Source organism: Streptomyces sp. LARHCF249 (assembly GCF_052871255.1).
In genome coordinates this window covers 316,828-336,342 of the sequence record NZ_JBIXJQ010000009.1, presented here as the reverse complement: position 1 = coordinate 336,342, position 19,515 = coordinate 316,828, and the positions used below count along the sequence as shown (strand labels likewise).

Here is a 19,515-nt window from a genome sequence, read left to right as displayed (position 1 = left end):
CGCGCGCCGCGTTGCGGCGGACCTCCGCGGCCGCGAGGCCGGCGTCCCACAGCGGGATCAGGGTCAGCGGGATGAGCCGGCCGCGGGCGGGCGGGCCGCCCCCCACCCCCACCCACCCCGCGGGGTTGGCCCCGACGCCCCCCCGCCCCCCCCCGGGGGCCCCCGCCCCCCCCCCCCGCGGGGGCCCCCCCCCCCCCCGGGGGGCGCCGCCGCTCGGCCGTATCCGGCCCCGCTCGGGCGTTCGGGCAAGCCCCCGATCGGTAAAACCCCCTCCCGCCGAGCGCAGCGGTACGGCAGGATCACCAGATGCTGGCCCATTCAGGGGGGCACCCCCCGAACCCCCCGCACGCACGCGATCTGACGCTTCTGCCGAAGGCCCACCTCCACCTGCACTTCACCGGCTCGATGCGCCCGTCGACCCTCCTGGAGCTCGCCGACAAGTACGGCGTCCGCCTCCCGGACGCCCTGACCGCCGGCGAGCCGCCCAAGCTCCGCGCCACCGACGAGCGCGGCTGGTTCCGCTTCCAGCGGCTCTACGACGCCGCCCGCTCCTGCCTGCGCGAGCCCGACGACATCCGCCGCCTGGTCCGCGAGGCCGCGGAGGAGGACGTGCGGGACGGCAGCGGCTGGCTGGAGATCCAGGTGGATCCCACCTCCTACGCCCCCCTCCTCGGCGGGATGATCCCGGCCGTCGAGATCATCCTCGACGCCGTCGACACCGCGTCCCGCGAGACCGGCCTCGGGATGCGCGTCCTCATCGCCGCGAACCGCATGAAGCACCCCCTCGACGCCCGGACCCTGGCCCGCCTGGCCGTCCGCTACGCCGACCGCGGCATCGTCGGCTTCGGCCTGTCCAACGACGAGCGCCGCGGCATGGCCCGCGACTTCGACCGGGCCTTCGCGATCGCCCGCGAGGGCGGCCTCCTCGCCGCCCCGCACGGCGGCGAGCTCACCGGCCCCTCCTCGGTGCGCGACTGCCTCGACGACCTGCACGCCTCCCGCATCGGGCACGGCGTGCGGGCGGCCGAGGACCCCCGCCTCCTCCAGCGCCTCGCCGACCGGCAGATCACCTGCGAGGTCTGCCCGGCCTCCAACGTGGCCCTGGGGGTCTACGAGCGGCCCGAGGACGTGCCGCTGCGCACCCTCTTCGAGGCCGGCGTCCCCATGGCGCTGGGCGCCGACGACCCCCTGCTCTTCGGATCCCGGCTGGCCGCCCAGTACGAGATCGCCCGCCGCCACCACGCCTTCACGGACGCGGAGCTCGCCGAGCTGGCCCGCCAGTCGGTCCGTGGTTCGGCCGCGCCCGCCGGCGTACAGGAGAAGCTGCTCGCCGGGATCGACCACTGGCTCACCGGGTGAGCCGCAGGTCCCCCTCGTAGCAGTCGGCCCGGACCCGGTGCCCGTCCTGGAAGCCGATCTCGAGGTGGGTGCGGCCCTGCTCGGGCAGGGCGAACTCGGCGACCGAGGCGACCGTCTTCCCGAGGTGGCGCAGGAAGGGGTGGTCGCCGAGGTCCTCGCCGACCTCGATGCGGCCCCACTCCCCCATGTCGTACGGCTCGTGGGGTGCGGCGGACTCGACGATGAGGCACTGGTCGGACCCGGTGGTGATCCGGATGGAGTCGCCGACGCTGTCGATCAGCCAGACGTCCAGGGGGGCCTCGGAGCGCTCGCCGTCGCTGATGTGCCACGACGCGACGACTCTGCTGAGCGTGCGGCCCACGAGGCGGGTGGGGTCCGTACCGGCCCCGTGCAGCGGACAGAGCATGGGCGGCCGGGACTCCTCAGATGCTGACGCCGACCGTCACCGGCTCGTTGACCAGGGTGACGCCGAAGGCCGCGTGGACACCCGCGACGACCTCGCGGGCCAGGGCGAGGAGGTCCTCGGTGGTGGCCTCGCCGCGGTTGGTGAGGGCCAGCGTGTGCTTGGTGGAGATGCGGGCGGGGCCGGTGCCGTAGCCCTTGGTGAAACCGGCCTTGTCGATCAGCCAGGCCGCGCTGGTCTTCGTACGGCCGTCACCCGCGGGGTAGGCGGGCGGGGCGGTGTCGGGGCCGAGGCGGTCCTGAACGCGGGCGAGGAAGGCGGTGTAGGCCTCGTCGGTCAGGATCGGGTTGTGGAAGAAGGAGCCGGCCGACCAGGTGTCGTGGTCGGCGGGGTCGAGGACCATGCCCTTGCCGGCGCGCAGGCGCAGGACGGTCTCGCGGGCGGTGGCGGCCGGGACCCGGTCCCCGGCCTCGACGCCGAGGGCGCGGGCGGTCTCGGGGTACTTGATCGGCGCGGACAGCCCGCCCGCGTCCTCCAGGGCGAAGCGCACGCGCAGGACGACGTAGCGGTCGGGCTGGTCCTTGAAGGTGCTGTTGCGGTAGCGGAAGGCGCACTCGGCGGCGCTCAGCGTGACCGTCTCGCCGCTGGTGCGGTCGTAGGCGACGACCTCGGTGATGGTGTCGCAGACCTCCTGGCCGTACGCACCGACGTTCTGGATCGGGGTGGCGCCCGCGGATCCGGGGATTCCGGCGAGGCACTCGATCCCGGCCAGGCCGGCCTCGACGGTGCGGGCGACTGCATCGCTCCAGTTCTCGCCCGCGGCCAGCTCCAGGGTGGTGCCGTCGAGGGTGAAGCCGGTGGTCGCGATGAGCAGGGCGGTGCCGTCGAAGCCGCGGTCCCCGATGACCAGGTTGCTGCCGCCGCCGATGACCAGGAGCGGGGTGCCGCTCTCGTCCGCGGCCCTGACGGCGGCGACCACCTCGGCGTCGGTGGTCGCGGTGACCAGACGGGCGGCGGGGCCACCGAGGCGGAAGGTGGTCAGCGGGGCGAGGGGGGCGTCGTGGAGTTCCTGCACGTGGACAAGAGTACGGTCCGTGCCCCTCGCGTCCCGGCGGGGCCACGGACCGTGACTCAGGAGGCGCCCCGCTGCTCGGCCAGACGGCGCTCCGCCTCGGCCCAGCCGACGGGGAGCTCGCAGGCCCGTACGGTCCAGAAGGTGAAGGCCGACTCCTTCATGAACGCGGCGGCGGCCCGGGAGCTGGAGCGGTGCGGCTCGCTGCGGGCGAACCGGTAGAGCGCGTCGCGGTCCTCCCAGGCGGAGAGGGTGAGGAAGGTGCGGCGGAAGACGCGGGCGCGGAGGGCGACGCCGTGCGCGCCGGGAGCCTTGCGGATCTGGCCGATGATGCCGGGGGACTTGAGGAGGAAGCGGAAGGCTCCGGCGAGGGTGGCGGTCTCGAAGCGGGAGGCCATGACGTAGACCTCGGCGTCGGGAGCGGGCCGGGTGGGGGTCGACCAGGGGATGTCGGGCATGGCGGAGGCTCCTTCGCGATGAGTCGTACGGGACTTCGTGCGCGGGCGGTGCTGCGGTCCCCACTGCCGGATCCGCGCGCGGGCCCGGCCGGCGAGCGGGATCAGCGGACGGCGGACACCTTCTTCCGGGTCACGGGCGCCGAGCCGGCGGTGGGGGCGGTGGTGGCGGCGGGGGACACGGCACCGCGGCCCGGGAGCAGCAGGGCGAATGCGGCGGCCAGCGCGACCGCGGCGGCTCCGATCCACAGGGCGGGGATGGTGCCGTCGGTGAAGGACTGCGGGGACCGGTAGCCGCCCTGGGCGGAGAAGACCGAGGCCAGGACGGCGACACCGAGGGCTCCGCCGACCTCGCGCAGGGCGGTGTTGGTGCCGGAGGCCTTGCCCTGGTCGGCGGGGGCCACGGTGGACATCAGGACGCTGGAGGCGGGGGCGAAGTACAGCCCCATGCCGATGCCGCTGAGGATCAGCGCCGGGAGCTGGGCGGCGTACGAGACGTCCGCGCTCAGGACCACCGCGAACCAGCCGAGGCCGAGGGCCTGGAGCGCGAGCCCGGCGGCGATGACGGGGCGGCCGCCGATCCGGTCGGAGAGGATGCCCGAGATCGGCGCGACGATCATCGGCATGCCGGTCCAGGGGAGCATGCGCAGGCCGGCCTCGGTGGGCGAGTAGCCGGCGACGCCCTGGAGGAACTGGCTGAGCAGGAAGATCGAGCCGAACATGCCCAGGAACATCAGCAGGCCGGCGAGGTTGATCCCCAGGAAGCCCCGGTTCCGGAAGAGTCGCATGGGGAGCACGGGGTTCGTGCTGCGGATGCCGTGGTGGACGAAGCCCCCGACGAGCGCGGTTCCGGCGATGAGGCCGGTGAGCACGGGAGCGCTGGTCCAGCCCTCGGCATTGGCGTTGACCAGGGCGTAGACGATGCCGAAGAGGCCGCCGCTGATGAGCAGGGTGCCCGGGAGGTCGAGGCGGGACCCGGGGGCGGTGGACTCGGCGAGGCGCAGGCGGGCGAGCGGGATCAGGGCCAGGCCTATCGGGACGTTCAGCCAGAAGATCCACTGCCAGGAGATGTGCTCGGTGAGGCTGCCGCCGATCAGGGGGCCGCTGGCCACGGCGAGGCCGGTGACGGCTCCGTAGATGCCGAGGGCCGTGCCCCGGCGGGCGGCCGGGACGGCGGCGGTGAGCAGGGTCAGGGTGAGCGGCATCATGATCGCGGCGCCGACGCCCTGGACGGCGCGGGCGGCGATGAGCGCGTCGATGCCGGGCGAGAGGGCGGCCGCGGCGGAAGCGCCGGTGAAGACCGTGAGGCCGACGATGAACAGCCGGCGGCGCCCGAACCGGTCGCCGAGGGCGGCGCCGAACATGAGGAGGACGGCGAAGGTGAGCGTGTACGCGTTCACCGTCCATTCCAGGTCCTCCAGCCGGCCGCCGAGGTCCTCGCGGACGGCGGGCAGGGCGGTGGTGACGACGAGGTTGTCGAGGGCGGCCATGAAGCCGGCGACGCCGGTCAGGACGAGGGCCCAGACGGCGGGCCCGCGGAGCCTGGTGTCCGTGCCGGTGTCGCTGACGGTATCGGTCCCCGTGCCGGTGGCTTTCCTGTTCACGATTTCCCCCTGATGGTTGTTAGTTATTGCTGACTAACTTTCGTGCGCACGAGTGGCCCGCCGAACAGGCGGCGTGCCGCCTCACTTCTCCAGGCGGCCCTTGTGGCGGGCCGAGGGATACAGCCCCTCCCAGACGCGGTGCTCGGGCGGGAAGCCCATGGCGGCGAGGGTGTTGATCAGCATCCCGTACGCCATGAAGGTCGTGGTCTCGCCCACGTCCCCGCCGAACGGCACGCGGATCGTGTCCCAGAGCTCCATCCAGCCCTTCCGGACGAGCTCGCCGAGCTCGTGGTCCCCGGCCGCCTCGGCGGCGGCGACGGTGACGTACATCTGGAGCTGCATCTGGAGCTTGTCGGGATCCTCGGCGATGAGCCGGGTGTAGGCGTTGGCCATGGCCTGCACGGCCTCTTCCCCCTGCAGCCCCTCGCCGGCGGCGGCGAAGACCTCGCGGGTCTCCAGCAGGCAGCGCTCGGCGGCGGCGAGGAAGATGGCGAGCTTGTTCGGGAAGAGCCGGAAGAGGTACGGCTGCGAGACACCCACCCGCTTGGCGATCGCCTCGGTGGAGGTCCCGTAGTAACCGCCCCGCGCGAACTCGTGCACCGCCGCCCGAATGACGCTCTCGCGTCGCTCCTCTGCGCTCATCCTCGGCATGGCATCAAAGTTAGTACTCAATCACTAACTACGCAAGGGGCGGACTCCCCGCCCGGAAATGCGCGGTGGAGGGGGCCCGCTCCAGCGGAGCCCCCGTCCCCGTCACGCCAGTTCCACCACCGCGCGGGACATGCCCAGGACCTTCTGGCCGGCGCTCATCGCCGTCAGGTCGACGCGGACGCGGTGGTCTCCCAGCTTGGCCGCGACCTTGGCCGTGACCTCGATCAGGCCGCCCTGGTCGTCGTTCGGGACCACGACCGGCTTGGTGAAGCGCACGCCGTACTCGACCACCGCGCCGGGGTCGCCGACCCAGTCGGTGACCACGCGGATCGCCTCGGCCATGGTGAACATGCCGTGCGCGATCACGTCCGGCAGTCCGACCTCCTTGGCGAACTTCTCGTTCCAGTGGATCGGGTTGAAGTCGCCCGAGGCGCCGGCGTAACGGACCAGCGTGGCGCGCGTCACGGGGAAGGACGCCGCCGGCAGCTCGGTGCCGACCTCGACGTCCGCGTACTGGATCTGCGCTGCCATGTCAGGCCTCCTCGGGGGCGCGGGAGACGAGCTTCGTCCACGCCGTCACCACGTGCTCGCCGGTCTCGTCGTGGACCTCGCCGCGGATGTCGATGATGTCGTTGCCCGCGAGGGACTTCACGGCCTCGATGGTCGAGGTCACGGAGAGCCGGTCACCGGCCCGCACGGGGCGGGAGTACGCGAACTTCTGGTCGCCGTGCACGACGCGGCTGTAGTCCAGCCCCAGCTGCGGGTCCTCGACGACCTGGCCCGCCGCCGCGAAAGTGATCGCAAACACAAAAGTCGGCGGCGCGATCACATCGGGGTAGCCGTACCCCTTGGCGGCTTCGGGGTCGGTGTACACGGGATTGGCGTCACCCACGGCTACCGCGAATTCGCGGATCTTCTCCCGGCCGACCTCGTACGGATCGGTGGGGGGGTAACTCCGCCCCACGAAGGACTGGTCGAGAGCCATGACTCACTACCTCCTGATGAAGGGACACGAAAGACGAGCGGAAACGACACGAGGCCGCCCCCCAAAGAAGGGGACGACCTCATGACGGTGCCTGTTATACGAGACTTCGCTGGGGTCAGCGGGTCTCGCGGTGCGCGGTGTGCGAGTTGCAACGCGGGCAGTGCTTCTTCATCTCAAGTCGGTCCGGGTTGTTACGCCGGTTCTTCTTGGTGATGTAGTTCCGCTCCTTGCACTCCACGCAGGCCAGCGTGATCTTCGGGCGGACGTCGGTGGCAGCCACGTGAGTGCTCCTTGACGGACTATGGGACGGATGAACGCATAAAAGAGTAGCCGATCGGGAGACCGACCCCGCAATCGGCTACTGTGTGTAGCGGCGACCGGACTTGAACCGGTGACACAGCGATTATGAGCCGCTTGCTCTACCGACTGAGCTACGCCGCTTTGATGTGATCAGCTCCCCACCCGAGGGTGGGGGACCTCTCTCACCAGAGCCCCAATGCGGAATCGAACCGCAGACCTTCTCCTTACCATGGAGACGCTCTACCGACTGAGCTATTGGGGCGAGCGATGAAGACATTACACGGTTGCCCGCCGATCGCCCAAATCCTTTGCGGGGACCGGGCTCCGAGGGGGTTCGGATGTCTTTCTTGATCAGCCCGCCGAGACCTCACCGGCCACTTCGGGCCCGGATTGTGTGCGGGCTCACATCCCGTCGCCCGCGTACGGAAGCCACTTGGGGCCGGTCCGCCCCGACGGGCGCGCGCCCGTGCGCTGCGGCGCACGGGCACCACACCGGTACGACTATTGCGCTCTTCCGTGAAGCGGGGTGCGCCGCGCCCTAGGCTCTGAGCACGCTGCGTGATCTTGGGCCGCGGGCCGCGGCCACGGCCCAGGACCGCCCGAGCCACCGCAGGAGCGCGATGTCCGACAGCCAGCCGCAGGAGCCGTTCCACTCCCCGCGCAGCGGCCGCGGCGAGGGCGGAGGACACGGACCCGCACACGGCCCTTCCCAGAGCCCCTCGCACAGCCCCTCCCGCAGCCGCAGCCACCTCTCCGATCGGGATGACCAGGGCCGGCTCCCCGGCCGCTCAGCCGGCCCCTCCGCCGGCCCCTCCGTCGGCCCTTCCGCCGGACCCTCCGTCGGGAACTCCCTCGGCCAGGGCCACGCGGCCGCAGCCGAGGCCACCACCCTGCTGCTCGCCGGGGCGCGCCTCACCGACGGCCGGACCGTCGACGTCCGCCTCAGCGGCGGCCGGATCCAGGCCGTCGGCACCGCGGGCAGCCTCCCTTCGCCGGCCCTGTCCCGGCTGGACCTCAGCGGGTACCTGCTGCTGCCCGCGCCCGCCGAGCCCCACGCCCACGGGGACACCGCCCTGACCGCCGACGGCGAGGGGCCGGTCTCGTACACCCCTGACGAGGTCCAGCGCCGGGCCACCGAAGCCGCCCTGCTCCAGCTCGGCCACGGGGCCACCGCCGTGCGCTCGCACGTCCGGATCGGCGATGTGCACGGCCTCGGCCCCCTGGAGGCCGTGCTCCAGGCCCGCCGCTCACTGCGCGGGCTGACCGACCTGACCACCGTGGCCGTCCCCCGGCTGCTGACCGGGGTGGCCGGCGCCGACGGGCTCGCCATGCTGCGCGACGCGGTCAAGATGGGCGCCTCCGTGATCGGCGGCTGCCCCGACCTGGACCCCGATCCGACGGGCTTCCTCGAAGCCGTACTGGAACTCGCCGACGAGCACGGCTGCCCGGTGGACCTGCACACGGACGGTGACGACCCGGGCCGCCTGGCCCGGCTCACCGCGATGGCCGGCGGGCTGCGCCCCGGCGTGAGCATCGGCCCCTGCGGCGGGCTCGCCCGGCTCCCGCTGGACGTGGCGGCCCGCGCCGCCGACCAGCTCGCGGCGGCCGGGGTACGCGTGACCTGCCTTCCCCAGGGCGACTGCGCGGCCCTGGAACGCCGTGGTCTGCGCACCGCCCCCGTACGCCTGCTGCGGGCCTCCGGGGTGCGAGTCACGGCCGGCAGCGGGGCCCTGCGGGACGCCGGGAACCCGGTCGGCCGCGGCGACCCCCTGGAGGCCGCGTACCTGCTGGCCTCCCAGGGCGGGCTGCGGGCGGGCGAGGCCTACGAGTCGGTCAGCGCCGCCGCCCGGGAGGCCATGGGGCTGCCGGAGGTCCGGGTGGAGGCCGGCTTCCCTGCGGAGCTGCTCGCCGTACGCGGAGACCGGATCGCGGGCGTGCTGTCCCTCGCGTACAGCCGGATCGTGATCCACCGGGGGCGGGTGGTAGCCCGTACGAGTGCCGTCCGGGAGTACTGCGACTCGGCCGTCGCCGTGGCCCTGGACCTGCCCCGGCAGGGCCGTACGGAGCCCGGCCCCTGAAGTCCGCCGGTCCTTCGCGGGCGCTGCGGCCCGGCTCGTCGTACGGTCGGGTCATGCGCATCGTCATCGCGGGTGGACACGGTCAGATCGCGCTGCGGCTGGAGCGACTGCTCGCCGCGCGCGGGTACGAGGTCGCGGGGATCATCCGCGATCCGGCGCAGGGCAACGACCTCAGGGAGGCGGGCGCCGAACCGGTGCTGTGCGATCTGGAGTCGGCCACGGTGGAGATCGTGGCGGGCATCCTGCAGGGCGCGGAGGTGGCCGTCTTCGCCGCGGGCGCGGGTCCGGGCAGCGGGATCGGGCGCAAGGACACCGTGGACCGGGGCGCGGCGGTGCTGTTCGCCGACGCGGCCGAACGGGCCGGTGTACGGCGGTTCCTGATCGTCTCTTCGATGGGCGCGGACGCATGGCACGAGGGCGACGAGGTCTTCGACGCCTACCTCCGGGCGAAGGGCGAGGCCGACGACCACGTGCGCACCCGGCTGGGCCTCGAGTGGACGGTCCTGCGGCCCGGCTCGCTGGTCGACGACGCGGGAACGGGCCTGGTCCGCCTGGAAGTGCGGGCGGGCGGCGGGTCCGTCCCGCGCGACGACGTGGCGGCAGTGCTCGCCGAACTGATCGAGACCCCGGCGACGGCGGGGCTGACCCTGGAACTGACCTCCGGTTCGACCCCCGTCGCGGTGGCGGTCAAGGACGTGGCGGGCAACTGAAGCCGACCGGGTGTCAGAACTCGGCGGTCAGCTTGTCGTCGGACCGTCCGACGGAGTCCTGCTGGTACTGGTCCTCGTACGCCCGGCGAATCCGCTCGATGCGCCCGCTGCGCTCGCCGGCCTCCTTCTCGGGGTACAGCAGCACCACCTCGTACGAGGACTCGCGGACGGCCTTGCCGTCCTGCCCGCGCCACTGCCCGTACCCGTCGTGGACGGTCAGGCCCTCGGGGAAGGCCGGGGTGATCTCGCGGTCCAGGAACCGCATGAACTCCTGCTCCCCGACCGGGCTGTGGCCGTCGGTCCGCTCGGTGCCGAAGTACAGCCGGGTCTCCTGGTAGGGCTGCCCCACGTCCGTGTGGAGCGCCGCCCCGACCAGGGCCGGGATCCCGGCGCCGAGCAGGGCGACGAGCACCCCGCCGCCTACTTTCCCCCGCATGTCAGATGTCCATTTCACTCAAGGTGAACGACCAGGAGACCCCGACGATGCGGTTGATGACGGGCCCGGACGTCGAACGGGCGGCAGCCGAGGCGGTAGCGGCCCTCGGACCGCACAGCGGCCTGGACTGGGAGGTGCCGGCCGGTTCCCTCGACTGGTCCTGCTGGACGACTGCGGCGCACGTCGCGCACGACCTGACGGCGTACGCCGCGCAGGTGGCCTCCCGCGCGCCGTCGCACTACCTGCCGCTGGACCTGCGGGTGCGCCCGGGCACTCCCCCGGCCGAGGTGCTGACGGTGGTGTCGGCGAGCGCCCGCCTGCTCAGCGCGGCGGTCGCGGCCGCCGAGCCGGCGGACCGGGCCTGGCACTGGGGGCCCTGCGATCCAGGGGGCTTCGCGGCGATGGGGGTGGCTGAGCTGCTGCTCCACACGTACGACATCGCCCAGGGCCTGTCCCTCCCCTGGCTGCCGCCGCCCGACCTCGCGGCCCCGGTGCTGGCCCGCCTGTTCCCGGACTCCCCGCAGGCTCCGCCCGCCCAGGCGCTGCTCTGGTCCGCGGGCCGCCTCGCCCTTCCCGACCGCAGCCGCCGCACCTCGTGGTCCTGGCAGGCGGCCCTCCCGGAGACCCGCTGAACGCGTACGAGAAGACCCCCGCCGACTGCGTTTCCGCAGTAAACGGGGGTCTCACATCGCGTGGCGGCGCCAGGGTTCGAACCTGGGTAGGCTGAGCCGGCAGATTTACAGTCTGCTCCCTTTGGCCACTCGGGCACACCGCCATGATCGCTGCCATTTCTCCGCCTTTCGGCGGCGCTCCCTGGCAACGACGTAAACGATACCTGATGGGCGGGGGTGCTTCGCCACCGGATTGATCAGCGCCGCGAGCGGATGCGATGGCTAGGCTTTGCCGCGCGGGCCGGGATGTCCCGCCGTGCCCTTCGGGGCGATCGCAACCGACTTCAAGGAGCCACAGCACATGGCCGACTCCAGTTTCGACATCGTCTCGAAGGTCGAGCGGCAGGAGGTCGACAACGCCCTCAACCAGGCCGCCAAGGAACTGTCGCAGCGATACGACTTCAAGGGCACCGGCGCCACGATCGCCTGGTCCGGCGACAAGATCCTGATGGAGGCGAACTCCGAGGAGCGCGTCAAGGCCGTCCTCGACGTCTTCGAGACCAAGCTGGTCAAGCGCGGGATCTCGCTCAAGGCGCTGGACGCCGGCGAGCCGCAGCTGTCCGGCAAGGAGTACAAGATCTTCGCCACGATCGAGGAAGGCATCTCCCAGGAGAACGCCAAGAAGGTCGCGAAGATCATCCGTGACGAGGGTCCCAAGGGCGTCAAGGCCCAGGTCCAGGGTGAGGAGCTGCGCGTCAGCTCCAAGAGCCGCGACGACCTCCAGGAGGTCCAGGCGCTGCTCAAGGGCAAGGACCTCGACTTCGCGATCCAGTTCGTGAACTACCGCTGACCCAGGTCCCCGACCTGTCCGCACGCCGGCCCGGCGGTCCTCACGGACCGCCGGGCCGCGGCGGTTGCGCGGAGTGTGTGCGGGGCGTGTGCGGCGCGTGCGCCACCGCGGGCTTCCGTGGTCACTTGGGCGGCCCGGGTGCGCCCACCAGGCTGGGTGGCATTCCATCACCGAGTGGCAGGGGGTTCTCGCATGCCTGGGGCCGGCACGTTTCGCGAAGACTTCGGGGCGTCCGTCGTCGTCGCGCTGGTCGCGCTGCCGCTCTGTGTGGGAGTGGCCGTCGCATCCGGGGTGCCGGCCGAGCTGGGAATCGTCACCGGGGTGATCGGCGGGCTGGTCACCGGATGGTTCCGGGGCAGCTCGCTCCAGGTGAGCGGGCCCGCGGCCGGGCTCACCGTGCTGGTCTACGAGGCGGTGCAGGCGTACGGCCTGGCCGCGCTGGGCGTCCTGGTGCTGGTGGCCGGGGTGGCGCAGCTGGGCATGGGGGTGCTGCGGCTCGGGCGGTGGTTCCGGGCCATCTCCGTCGCCGTTGTGCACGGGATGCTGGCCGGCATCGGGATGGTGCTGATCGCCGGGCAGCTCTACGCGCTGGGCGGGGTCCAGGCTCCGGGACGGACCCTGGCCAAACTGGGCGGGATGCACGGGCTGGCGGCGCAGGCCGACTGGGCCGCCGTGGCGCTCGGCGTCGGGACCATCGCCCTCATGTCGCTGTGGCGCCGCGTGCCGGCCCGGCTGCGCCTGGTGCCCGGGGCGCTGGTGGCGGTGGCGGCCGCCACCGCCGTGGCCGCGCTGCTGCGGCTGCCCGTGGAGAAGGTGCGGGTGACCGGGGTGCTGGACGCCGTGTCGCCGCCCGCCTGGGGCGACTTCGGCGTACTGGCGTCCGTCGGAGCGGTCGGGACCGTGATCGCGCTGGCACTGATCGCCTCCGCCGAGACCCTGTTCAGCGCCGCCGCCGTGGACCGGATGCACGACGGACCCAGGACCGACTACGACCGGGAACTCGTGGCACAGGGCGTGGGGAACACCGTCTGCGGACTGCTCGGGGCACTGCCGATGACGGCCGTCATCGTGCGCAGCGCCGCCAATGTGGAGGCCGGGGCCCGCACCCGGGCGGCCCGGGTGCTGCACGGCGGCTGGCTGCTGCTCTTCTGCATGGTTTTCCCCCGGGTGCTGGAGATCGTGCCGCTCGCCGCGCTGGCCGGGGTGCTGCTGCACGCCGGGTGGAAGCTGCTCCCGGCCCGGGCGGTGGCCGCGCTGTGGCGGACGCACCGGGGTGAGGCGGTGGTGCTGCTGGTCACCGCCTCCGCGATCGTGGTCACCAACCTCTTCGAGGGCGTGCTCATCGGCCTGGGGCTCGCCATCGCCAAGGCGGCCTGGGAGACCTCCCACGTACACATCGAGGAGGTCTGGGAGGGCGGGGAACTGTGCGTCCGGGTCGTGGGGAACGCCAGCTTCCTGCGGCTGCCCAAGCTGCTCGACGCCCTGGACGCGCTGCCGCACGGGAAGCCCGTACGGCTCGATCTGACCGGGCTGCGCCACCTCGACCACGCCTGTCTGACGGCACTGGAGGGCTGGGAGCGCCAGCGGGTGCCGGCGCCCAGCCGCGAAGGCGTCACCTAGCCCGTATACCCTCCGCGCGTGGACAACGAGTTGAAGCGCACCCTGGGGGTCTCCGACGCCGTCGTGGTCGGACTCGGCGCGATGGTCGGCGCCGGCATCTTCGCCGCCCTCGCCCCGGCGGCCCGCGCGGCGGGCGGGGCCCTGCTGGCCGCTCTCGCGCTGGCGGCCCTGGTGGCCTACTGCAACGCGCACTCCTCGGCGCGGCTCGCCGCCCGGTACCCGGCTTCCGGCGGCACGTACGTGTACGGGCGCGAGCGGCTCGGGCCCTTCTGGGGATATCTGGCCGGCTGGGGGTTCGTCGTCGGCAAGACGGCCTCCTGCGCGGCGATGGCCCTGACGGTCGGCGCGTACGTCTGGCCCGGGCAGCAGCACGCCGTGGCCGTCGCGGCGGTGGTGGCGCTGACCGCCGCGAACTACCGAGGCGTGGAGAAGTCCGCCCGGATCGCCCGGCTGATCGTGGCGGCGGTGCTGGCGGTGCTGGCCGGGGTGGTCGTGGTGTGCCTGTCCTCGGATGCCGCCGGTGCCGAGCGGCTCGGCACCGCGGACTGGGGTGCCCTCGGGCTGTTGCAGGGGGCCGGGCTGCTGTTCTTCGCCTTCGCGGGCTACGCCCGGATCACCACCTTGGGCGAGGAGGTGCGCGACCCGGAGCGGACGATCCCCCGGGCCGTGCCCCTGGCGCTCGGGATCGCGCTGCTGGTGTACGCCCTGGTGACGGTGGCGGCTCTGTCGGTGCTCGGCGTCGACGGGCTGGCGGGGGCGGCGGCCCCGCTCTCCGACGCGGTCCGGGCGGCCGGGTGGCCCGAACTGGCCCCGGTCGTCCGGGTGGGCGCGGCCCTGGCCGCGCTGGGCTCGCTGCTGGCCCTCGTCCTCGGGGTCTCGCGGACCACGCTGGCGATGGCCCGGGACGGCCATCTCCCCCGCGCGCTGGCCGCCGTACATCCCCGGCGTCAGGTGCCGCACCATGCGGAGCTGGCCGTGGGTGCGGTGGTGGCGGTGCTCGCGGCCACCACCGATCTGCGGGGCGCGATCGGTTTCTCCTCCTTCGGAGTGCTGGCCTACTACGCGATCGCGAACGCCTCCGCGTGGACTCTCGATTCACGTGTCAAGGGGCGGGCCGTGGCAGCGGTCGGACTGTCCGGCTGTGTGGTGCTGGCCTGCTCGCTGCCCCTTGCGCCGACGGTCGCGGGGGCGGCGGTACTGGCGCTCGGCGCGCTGGCCTACGGGGTGCGCGGGCGGATCAGATCCGGGATCTGAACTCGGTCCAGGGGATGAGTTCCAGGTCGAGCTCCTCGCCCAGGGCGGACTCCTCGCAGAACCATGCGGTTCCGTCCAGCCAGCCGCGGAGCCAGCCCGCCAGGCTCGGGGTGTCGATGGACCAGGCGAGGTCCGGTTCCCCCGGATTCGGGTCGAACAGCAGGACCTGCGCGGCCTCGGAGCCGCAGTCCACGCAGACGTACGTGCCGCAGCCGAAGTCGGCCATCGGCAGCACGCCCTGCGGCCAGCGCCATCCGGATCCGCGCTGCGCCTCGTACGTACGGACGGCCTGACGCAGCGGCAGCATTCCTTGCTCGGGCCCGAATCCGCCGTCGCCGATGCGCGTGTAGAGCCCGGCGAGCAGCGGGGGCAGGGCGAAGCCGAGTATGCCCTCGGCCCGGGCGATCTCCCCGCTGCGCAGCGGCGCGGGCCGGGCCCTTCCGTGCCCGCGCGCGGAGGTGCGCACGCGGTCTGCGACTTGCTCCAGCAACTGCTCGGTCTCGTTCATGCGTTCATGGTGACGCACCCCGCTGACAGCCCGCTCAGCCTGTGGACAACTCGGCCGGGGACGAGGTCACCGGGAGGCGAAGGGGGCGTCCGTGGGGACGATTTCGCGGCCGAGCGGGAGCAGGGAGAGCGGCACCATCTTGAAGTTGGCGATGCCGAAAGGGATGCCGATGATCGTGATGCAGAGCGCGAGGCCGGTGAAGATGTGGCCGAGGGCGAGCCACCAGCCGGCCAGGACCAGCCACAGGACGTTGCCGATGGCGGATCCCGCGCCCGCGTCGCGGCGCTCGACCGTGGTGTAGCCGAACGGCCAGAGGGCGTACACCGCGATGCGGAAGGCGGCGACGCCGAAGGGGATGCCGATGATCGTGATGCAGAGCAGCACGCCCGCGAGGCAGTAGCCGAGGAACAGCCAGATGCCGCTGAGGATGAGCCATATGACGTTCAGGATTGTCTTCACTGCCTGCGGCCTGCCATCTGTTCGAGCCGGGCGATGCGCTCGGCCATCGGAGGGTGTGTGGAGAACATCTTAGAAAGCCCTTGGCCCGGGCGGAACGGGTTCGCGATCATCATGTGGCTGGCGGTCTCGAGCCGCGGTTCCGGGGGCAGGGGGAGCTGTTTGGTGCCCGCGTCCAGCTTGCGCAGGGCGCTGGCCAGGGCGAGCGGGTCTCCGGTGAGCTGGGCCCCGGAGGCGTCGGCCTCGTACTCGCGCGAGCGGCTGATGGCCAGCTGGATCACGGAGGCGGCCAGGGGGCCCAGGATCATGATCAGGAGCATGCCGAAGAGGCCCGGCCCCTCGTCGTCGCTCGATCGACCGACCGGTATCAGCCAGGCGAAGTTCACCAGGAACATGATCACCGAGGCGAGGGCGCCGGCGACCGACGAGATCAGGATGTCCCGGTTGTAGACGTGGCTGAGCTCGTGGCCGATGACCCCGCGCAGTTCGCGCTCGTCGAGGATGCGCAGGATGCCCTCGGTGCAGCAGACCGCGGCGTTGCGCGGGTTGCGGCCGGTGGCGAAGGCGTTGGGGGCCTCGGTGGGTGAGATGTAGAGCCGGGGCATGGGCTGGCGCGCGGACGTGGAGAGCTCGCGCACCATGCGGTAGAGCTGTGGGGCCTCGAACTCGCTGACGGGGCGCGCGCGCATCGCGCGTAGAGCCAGCTTGTCGCTGTTCCAGTACGCGTACGCGTTCGTCCCGAGGGCGATCACGACGGCGACGATCAGGCCGCCCCGGCCGAAGAAGCTCCCGATGACGATGATGAGTGCCGACAGACCGCCGAGGAGTACGGCGGTCTTCAGCCCGTTGTGCCGGCGGTGCACGGTACGCCCTCCTAGTGGTGCGGCAGGGGGACCCGAAGCGAGGGTCTACGGTCCAGTGGACCCTCCCTTCCTGGTCAACGCGAGGTGGGCGCGTCTGGTTCCCAGGGCACACGGGGGCCGCCACCCCTGGGGCGGGGGCGGCGGGGCTGCGGCGGGCGTTGGGCCGTACGGGTTGCGCGTGCGGGGTCACCTGCCCGGTTGCGCGTACCGGCTCACTGCGGGAAGAGGCTGCCCGACGCGACGCGCAGGACCAGCTGCGGGGCGCCCGAGAGGACGACCGCCGTGACCGCGGTGACGGCGATGGCCGCCGTGACAGGCCAGGGGGCCTTCGTACGCTCGACCTCCGCCTCGGCACCCTCCGGCGTGCGGAAGAGGAGCGCGGTCCACCGCAGGTAGTAGTAGAGGGCGACGACGACGTTGACGGCCATGACCACGGCCAGCCAGCCCAGGCCCGCGTCGACCGCGGACCGGAAGACGGTGACCTTGGCGAAGAGGCCGATGATGCCCGGCGGCAGGCCGGCCAGGCAGAGCAGGAAGAAGGCCAGCGAGAGGGCGGCCGCCGGGCGCTCCGCGTACAGGCCCCGGTAGTCGCTGATCCGGTGGAGCGGCTTCGTACGGGCGACCAGCGCGGCCACGGCGAAGGCGCCGAGGTTCACGGCGGCGTACATGAGGGCGTAGGCGACCGTGGAGCCGATCTGGTCGCGCTCGGAGTACGCGGCCGCGGCGATCGGGACGAGCAGGTAGCCGGCCTGGCCGACCGAGGACCAGGCGAGCAGCCGTACGGCGCTGTTCGGGCGGTCGGCGGACTGGCGCAGGGCGGCGGCGTTGCCGAGGGTCATGGTGAGCGCGGCCAGGACGGCGAGCGCCGGGCCCCAGATGCCGGAGTACGAGGGGAAGGCGATCACCGTGACGAGGATGAGGCCGGTGAAGCCGACGGCCTTGCCGATCACCGAGAGGTAGCCGGCGATGGGCAGGGGGGCGCCGACGTAGGTGTCGGGGACCCAGAAGTGGAAGGGGACGGCCGCGGTCTTGAAGGCGAATCCGACGAGGGTGAGCGCGACGCCGGCCATGGCGAGGGTGTCGAGCTGCCCGGGGACGTTCTCGAGTCGGTCGGCGACCTGGGTGAGGTGCAGGGAGCCGGTGGCGGCGTAGACGAAGCTGACGCCCATCAGCGACACGGCGGTGGCGGTGACGGAGGACAGGAAGAACTTGAGGGCGGCCTCGGAGGAGAGCCGGTCGCCGCGGCGCATGCCGACGAGGGCGAAGGCGGGCAGCGAGGCCACCTCGAGGGCGACGATCAGGGTGGCGAGGTCGCGGGAGGCGGGCAGCAGGGCCGCGCCGGCGGCTGAGGAGAGCAGCAGGAACCAGTACTCGCCCGCGGGCATGCGCGTGTCGCGGACGGCGGTGACCGACAGCAGGGCGGTGACCAGGGCGCCGGCCAGCACCAGGAACTGCACGACGAGCGTGAAGTGGTCCGCGGTGTAGCTGCAGGCGGCCGGGTCGCCGATGAGGCAGAAGGTGCTCCGGTCGCCCGCGCGCAGCGGCAGCAGGGTGGCGGTCGCGGCGGCGAGGCCGGCGACGGAGATCCAGCCGAGGGCGGGCTTGGCCCGCTCGGACACGAAGAGGTCGGCGATCAGGACGACCAGGGCGACGGCGGCGGGGACGACCACGGGCGCGATGGCGAGCCAGTCGACGGACTGGACGAGGCTGGGGGTGTCGGCGGCGAGGACCGTGAGGGCCGTCATGCGTTGCCTCCTGCGAGGAGCTTCTGGACGGCCGGGTCGGTGAGGCCGAGGAGGACCGCGGGCCACAGGCCGGCGAGGACGGTGAGGGCGGCGAGCGGGGTCCAGGCGGCGAACTCGTAGCGCTGGATGTCCGCGACGGCGAGCTCCGGGCCGGCCTTGGGGTCGCCCATGCAGACGCGTCGTACGACGATCAGCAGGTAGGCGGCGGTGAGCAGGGTGCCGAACGCGCCGAGGGCCGTGTAGGTGAGGAAGGCGGGGCGCGACAGCCCCTCGGCCGGGTCGAACGCGCCGAAGAGGGCCAGCATCTCGCCCCAGAAGCCGGCCAGGCCGGGCAGGCCGAGGGAGGCGACGGCCGCGAAGGCGAGGAGGGCGCCGAGACGGGGGGCGCGGCCGTAGAGGGCGGCGCCGGTGGCGCCGGCGAGGGTGTCGAGGTCGGCAGTGCCGTAGCGGTCCTTGAGGGCGCCGACCAGGAAGAAGAGCAGGCCGGTGATCAGGCCGTGGGCGATGTTGGCGAAGAGCGCGCCGTTGACGCCGGTGGGGGTCATGGACGCGATGCCGAGGAGCACGAAGCCCATGTGGCCGACGGAGGAGTACGCGATGAGGCGCTTGAGGTCGCCCTTGTTCCCCTTGCGGGCCAGGGCCAGGCAGGCGAGGGATCCGTAGACGATGCCGATGGCGGCGAGCGCGCCCAGGTAGGGGGCGAAGGTGGCCATGCCGTCGGGGGTGACGGGGAGCAGGATGCGGACGAACCCGTACGTGCCCATCTTGAGCAGGACGCCGGCCAGCAGGACGGAGCCGACGGTGGGGGCGGCGGTGTGGGCGTCCGGCAGCCAGCTGTGCAGCGGCCACATCGGGGTCTTCACGGCGAGGCCGATGCCGATGGCCAGGACGGCCAGGAGCTGGGTGGTGTGGGACAGTTCGCGGCCGTTGTCAGTGGCGAGTGCCACCATGTCGAATGTGCCGCTCTTCAGTCCGATGAGCAGCAGGCCGAGCAGCATGACGACGGAGCCGAGGAGGGTGTAGAGGATGAACTTCCAGGCGGCGGCCTGCCGCTGAGCACCGCCCCAGCGGGCGATGAGGAAGTACATCGGGATGAGGACCATCTCGAAGGCGAGGAAGAAGAGCAGCAGGTCGAGGACGGCGAAGGTCGCGAGGGTGCCGGACTCGAGGACGAGGAGCAGTGCGACGAAGGCCTTCGGGGAGGGGCCCTCGGGGAGCTTGAAGTAGCTGTAGAGCGCGCACAGGAAGAACAGCAGCGCGGTCATCAGGAGGAGGGGGAGCGAGATGCCGTCGATGCCGAGGTGGATCCGGACGTTCAGCGCCTGGATCCAGCTGATGTCCGTCGTCGCCTGGAAGCGGGACGGGGCGTCGTGGTCGAAGCCCAGGGTGAGGGCGATCGCCGCGGCGAGGATCACACCGGTCACGGTCACGCCGTGGCGGAGCACGGCCTGTTCGGGGCTGCGGCCCTTGAGCCCGGGCGGGGGCGGCAGGAGCGCCGCGGCCGCGCCGAGGAGCGGTGCGGCCACGACGAACGCCAGAAGGAACTGCATCACGG

Annotated in this window: 21 protein-coding genes and 3 tRNA genes; 7 read left to right on the top strand and 17 right to left on the bottom strand. The window is 72.6% G+C overall.

The genetic code is table 11. The annotated features are described in order from the left end of the window. The first annotated feature begins 306 nt into the window (after positions 1 to 306). Positions 307 to 1,359 carry an adenosine deaminase gene (locus ACIPUC_RS26555; RefSeq protein ID WP_446592657.1) on the top strand — a complete coding sequence of 351 codons (1,053 nt, stop codon included), beginning with the start codon at positions 307 to 309 and terminating at the stop codon, positions 1,357 to 1,359. Here the strand turns inward: ACIPUC_RS26555 and ACIPUC_RS26550 are convergent. From ACIPUC_RS26550 to ACIPUC_RS26505, 10 genes are all read right to left on the bottom strand, one after another. Beyond that, positions 1,349 to 1,765 carry a hypothetical protein gene (locus tag ACIPUC_RS26550; protein ID WP_446592654.1) on the bottom strand — a complete coding sequence of 139 codons (417 nt, stop codon included), beginning with the start codon at positions 1,763 to 1,765 and terminating at the stop codon, positions 1,349 to 1,351. The genes ACIPUC_RS26555 and ACIPUC_RS26550 overlap by 11 nt on opposite strands. A gap of 16 nt (positions 1,766 to 1,781) precedes the next feature. Further along, positions 1,782 to 2,837: a UDP-N-acetylmuramate dehydrogenase gene (locus ACIPUC_RS26545; protein WP_446592653.1), complete on the bottom strand. Its 1,056-nt coding sequence runs from the start codon at positions 2,835 to 2,837 to the stop codon at positions 1,782 to 1,784. A 56-nt stretch (positions 2,838 to 2,893) separates the two neighbouring features. Beyond that, a complete protein-coding gene (locus tag ACIPUC_RS26540; protein WP_446592652.1) occupies positions 2,894 to 3,292 on the bottom strand; it encodes a DUF3291 domain-containing protein in 399 nt (132 codons plus the stop codon). Between the two features lie 101 nt (positions 3,293 to 3,393). After that, the gene (locus ACIPUC_RS26535) at positions 3,394 to 4,800 is read right to left on the bottom strand and encodes a DHA2 family efflux MFS transporter permease subunit (RefSeq protein WP_446592677.1); all 1,407 of its coding nucleotides are present in this window, start codon (positions 4,798 to 4,800) and stop codon (positions 3,394 to 3,396) included. 174 nt (positions 4,801 to 4,974) lie between these two features. Continuing rightward, positions 4,975 to 5,544 carry a TetR/AcrR family transcriptional regulator gene (locus ACIPUC_RS26530; RefSeq protein WP_446592651.1) on the bottom strand — a complete coding sequence of 190 codons (570 nt, stop codon included), beginning with the start codon at positions 5,542 to 5,544 and terminating at the stop codon, positions 4,975 to 4,977. Between the two features lie 102 nt (positions 5,545 to 5,646). Continuing rightward, a complete protein-coding gene (locus tag ACIPUC_RS26525) occupies positions 5,647 to 6,075 on the bottom strand; it encodes a MaoC family dehydratase (RefSeq protein ID WP_446592649.1) in 429 nt (142 codons plus the stop codon). Position 6,076: 1 nt separating this feature from the next. Continuing rightward, positions 6,077 to 6,529 carry a MaoC family dehydratase N-terminal domain-containing protein gene (locus tag ACIPUC_RS26520; protein ID WP_215144055.1) on the bottom strand — a complete coding sequence of 151 codons (453 nt, stop codon included), beginning with the start codon at positions 6,527 to 6,529 and terminating at the stop codon, positions 6,077 to 6,079. 115 nt (positions 6,530 to 6,644) lie between these two features. Then, positions 6,645 to 6,809, bottom strand: a complete 165-nt coding sequence (gene rpmG / locus ACIPUC_RS26515; protein ID WP_003956487.1) for a 50S ribosomal protein L33 — start codon at positions 6,807 to 6,809, stop codon at positions 6,645 to 6,647. 88 nt (positions 6,810 to 6,897) lie between these two features. Continuing rightward, a tRNA-Met gene (locus ACIPUC_RS26510) sits at positions 6,898 to 6,970 on the bottom strand. 48 nt (positions 6,971 to 7,018) lie between these two features. Beyond that, positions 7,019 to 7,091: transfer RNA gene (locus ACIPUC_RS26505), tRNA-Thr, on the bottom strand. A gap of 358 nt (positions 7,092 to 7,449) precedes the next feature. Between ACIPUC_RS26505 and ACIPUC_RS26500 the strand changes: the two genes are divergently transcribed. Both ACIPUC_RS26500 and ACIPUC_RS26495 read left to right on the top strand, forming a co-directional pair. Continuing rightward, positions 7,450 to 8,907: an amidohydrolase family protein gene (locus ACIPUC_RS26500; RefSeq protein ID WP_446592647.1), complete on the top strand. Its 1,458-nt coding sequence runs from the start codon at positions 7,450 to 7,452 to the stop codon at positions 8,905 to 8,907. A 53-nt stretch (positions 8,908 to 8,960) separates the two neighbouring features. Beyond that, a complete protein-coding gene (locus ACIPUC_RS26495; protein WP_446592646.1) occupies positions 8,961 to 9,617 on the top strand; it encodes an SDR family oxidoreductase in 657 nt (218 codons plus the stop codon). A gap of 13 nt (positions 9,618 to 9,630) precedes the next feature. On the opposite strand, the gene ACIPUC_RS26490 is transcribed toward ACIPUC_RS26495, so the two are convergent. Further along, positions 9,631 to 10,053 carry a DUF3574 domain-containing protein gene (locus tag ACIPUC_RS26490; RefSeq protein WP_446592644.1) on the bottom strand — a complete coding sequence of 141 codons (423 nt, stop codon included), beginning with the start codon at positions 10,051 to 10,053 and terminating at the stop codon, positions 9,631 to 9,633. Between the two features lie 5 nt (positions 10,054 to 10,058). On the opposite strand from ACIPUC_RS26490, the gene ACIPUC_RS26485 reads away from it, so the two are divergent. Beyond that, positions 10,059 to 10,685, top strand: coding sequence for a maleylpyruvate isomerase N-terminal domain-containing protein (locus tag ACIPUC_RS26485; RefSeq protein ID WP_446592642.1), 627 nt, complete (start codon positions 10,059 to 10,061; stop codon positions 10,683 to 10,685). Positions 10,686 to 10,746: 61 nt separating this feature from the next. Here ACIPUC_RS26485 and ACIPUC_RS26480 read toward each other — a convergent pair. Beyond that, a tRNA-Tyr gene (locus tag ACIPUC_RS26480) sits at positions 10,747 to 10,828 on the bottom strand. A gap of 197 nt (positions 10,829 to 11,025) precedes the next feature. Here ACIPUC_RS26480 and ACIPUC_RS26475 point away from each other — a divergent pair. From ACIPUC_RS26475 to ACIPUC_RS26465, 3 genes are all read left to right on the top strand, one after another. Then, entirely contained in the window at positions 11,026 to 11,514 is a 489-nt protein-coding gene (locus ACIPUC_RS26475) for a YajQ family cyclic di-GMP-binding protein (RefSeq protein ID WP_069924001.1), read from the top strand. A gap of 192 nt (positions 11,515 to 11,706) precedes the next feature. Beyond that, positions 11,707 to 13,134 carry a SulP family inorganic anion transporter gene (locus ACIPUC_RS26470; protein WP_446592640.1) on the top strand — a complete coding sequence of 476 codons (1,428 nt, stop codon included), beginning with the start codon at positions 11,707 to 11,709 and terminating at the stop codon, positions 13,132 to 13,134. Between the two features lie 18 nt (positions 13,135 to 13,152). Then, entirely contained in the window at positions 13,153 to 14,388 is a 1,236-nt protein-coding gene (locus ACIPUC_RS26465; protein ID WP_446592639.1) for an APC family permease, read from the top strand. On the opposite strand, the gene ACIPUC_RS26460 is transcribed toward ACIPUC_RS26465, so the two are convergent. From ACIPUC_RS26460 to ACIPUC_RS26440, 5 genes are all read right to left on the bottom strand, one after another. Beyond that, on the bottom strand, positions 14,372 to 14,896 hold the full coding sequence (locus tag ACIPUC_RS26460; protein ID WP_446592638.1) for an SMI1/KNR4 family protein: 525 nt from the start codon (positions 14,894 to 14,896) through the stop codon (positions 14,372 to 14,374). The two genes, ACIPUC_RS26465 and ACIPUC_RS26460, sit on opposite strands and share 17 nt — an antisense overlap. 66 nt (positions 14,897 to 14,962) lie before the next feature. After that, positions 14,963 to 15,355, bottom strand: a complete 393-nt coding sequence (locus ACIPUC_RS26455; RefSeq protein WP_446592636.1) for a YccF domain-containing protein — start codon at positions 15,353 to 15,355, stop codon at positions 14,963 to 14,965. Next, entirely contained in the window at positions 15,352 to 16,215 is an 864-nt protein-coding gene (htpX, locus tag ACIPUC_RS26450) for a zinc metalloprotease HtpX (RefSeq protein WP_446592635.1), read from the bottom strand. Before htpX ends, ACIPUC_RS26455 begins: the two co-directional genes overlap by 4 nt. A 212-nt stretch (positions 16,216 to 16,427) precedes the next feature. Beyond that, on the bottom strand, positions 16,428 to 17,960 hold the full coding sequence (locus tag ACIPUC_RS26445) for an NADH-quinone oxidoreductase subunit N (protein WP_446592634.1): 1,533 nt from the start codon (positions 17,958 to 17,960) through the stop codon (positions 16,428 to 16,430). After that, positions 17,957 to 19,510 (bottom strand): complex I subunit 4 family protein, encoded by a 1,554-nt coding sequence (locus tag ACIPUC_RS26440; protein ID WP_446592633.1) that lies wholly within the window; start codon positions 19,508 to 19,510, stop codon positions 17,957 to 17,959. The genes ACIPUC_RS26445 and ACIPUC_RS26440 overlap by 4 nt, the downstream gene beginning before the upstream one ends. Between the last annotated feature and the right edge of the window lie 5 nt (positions 19,511 to 19,515).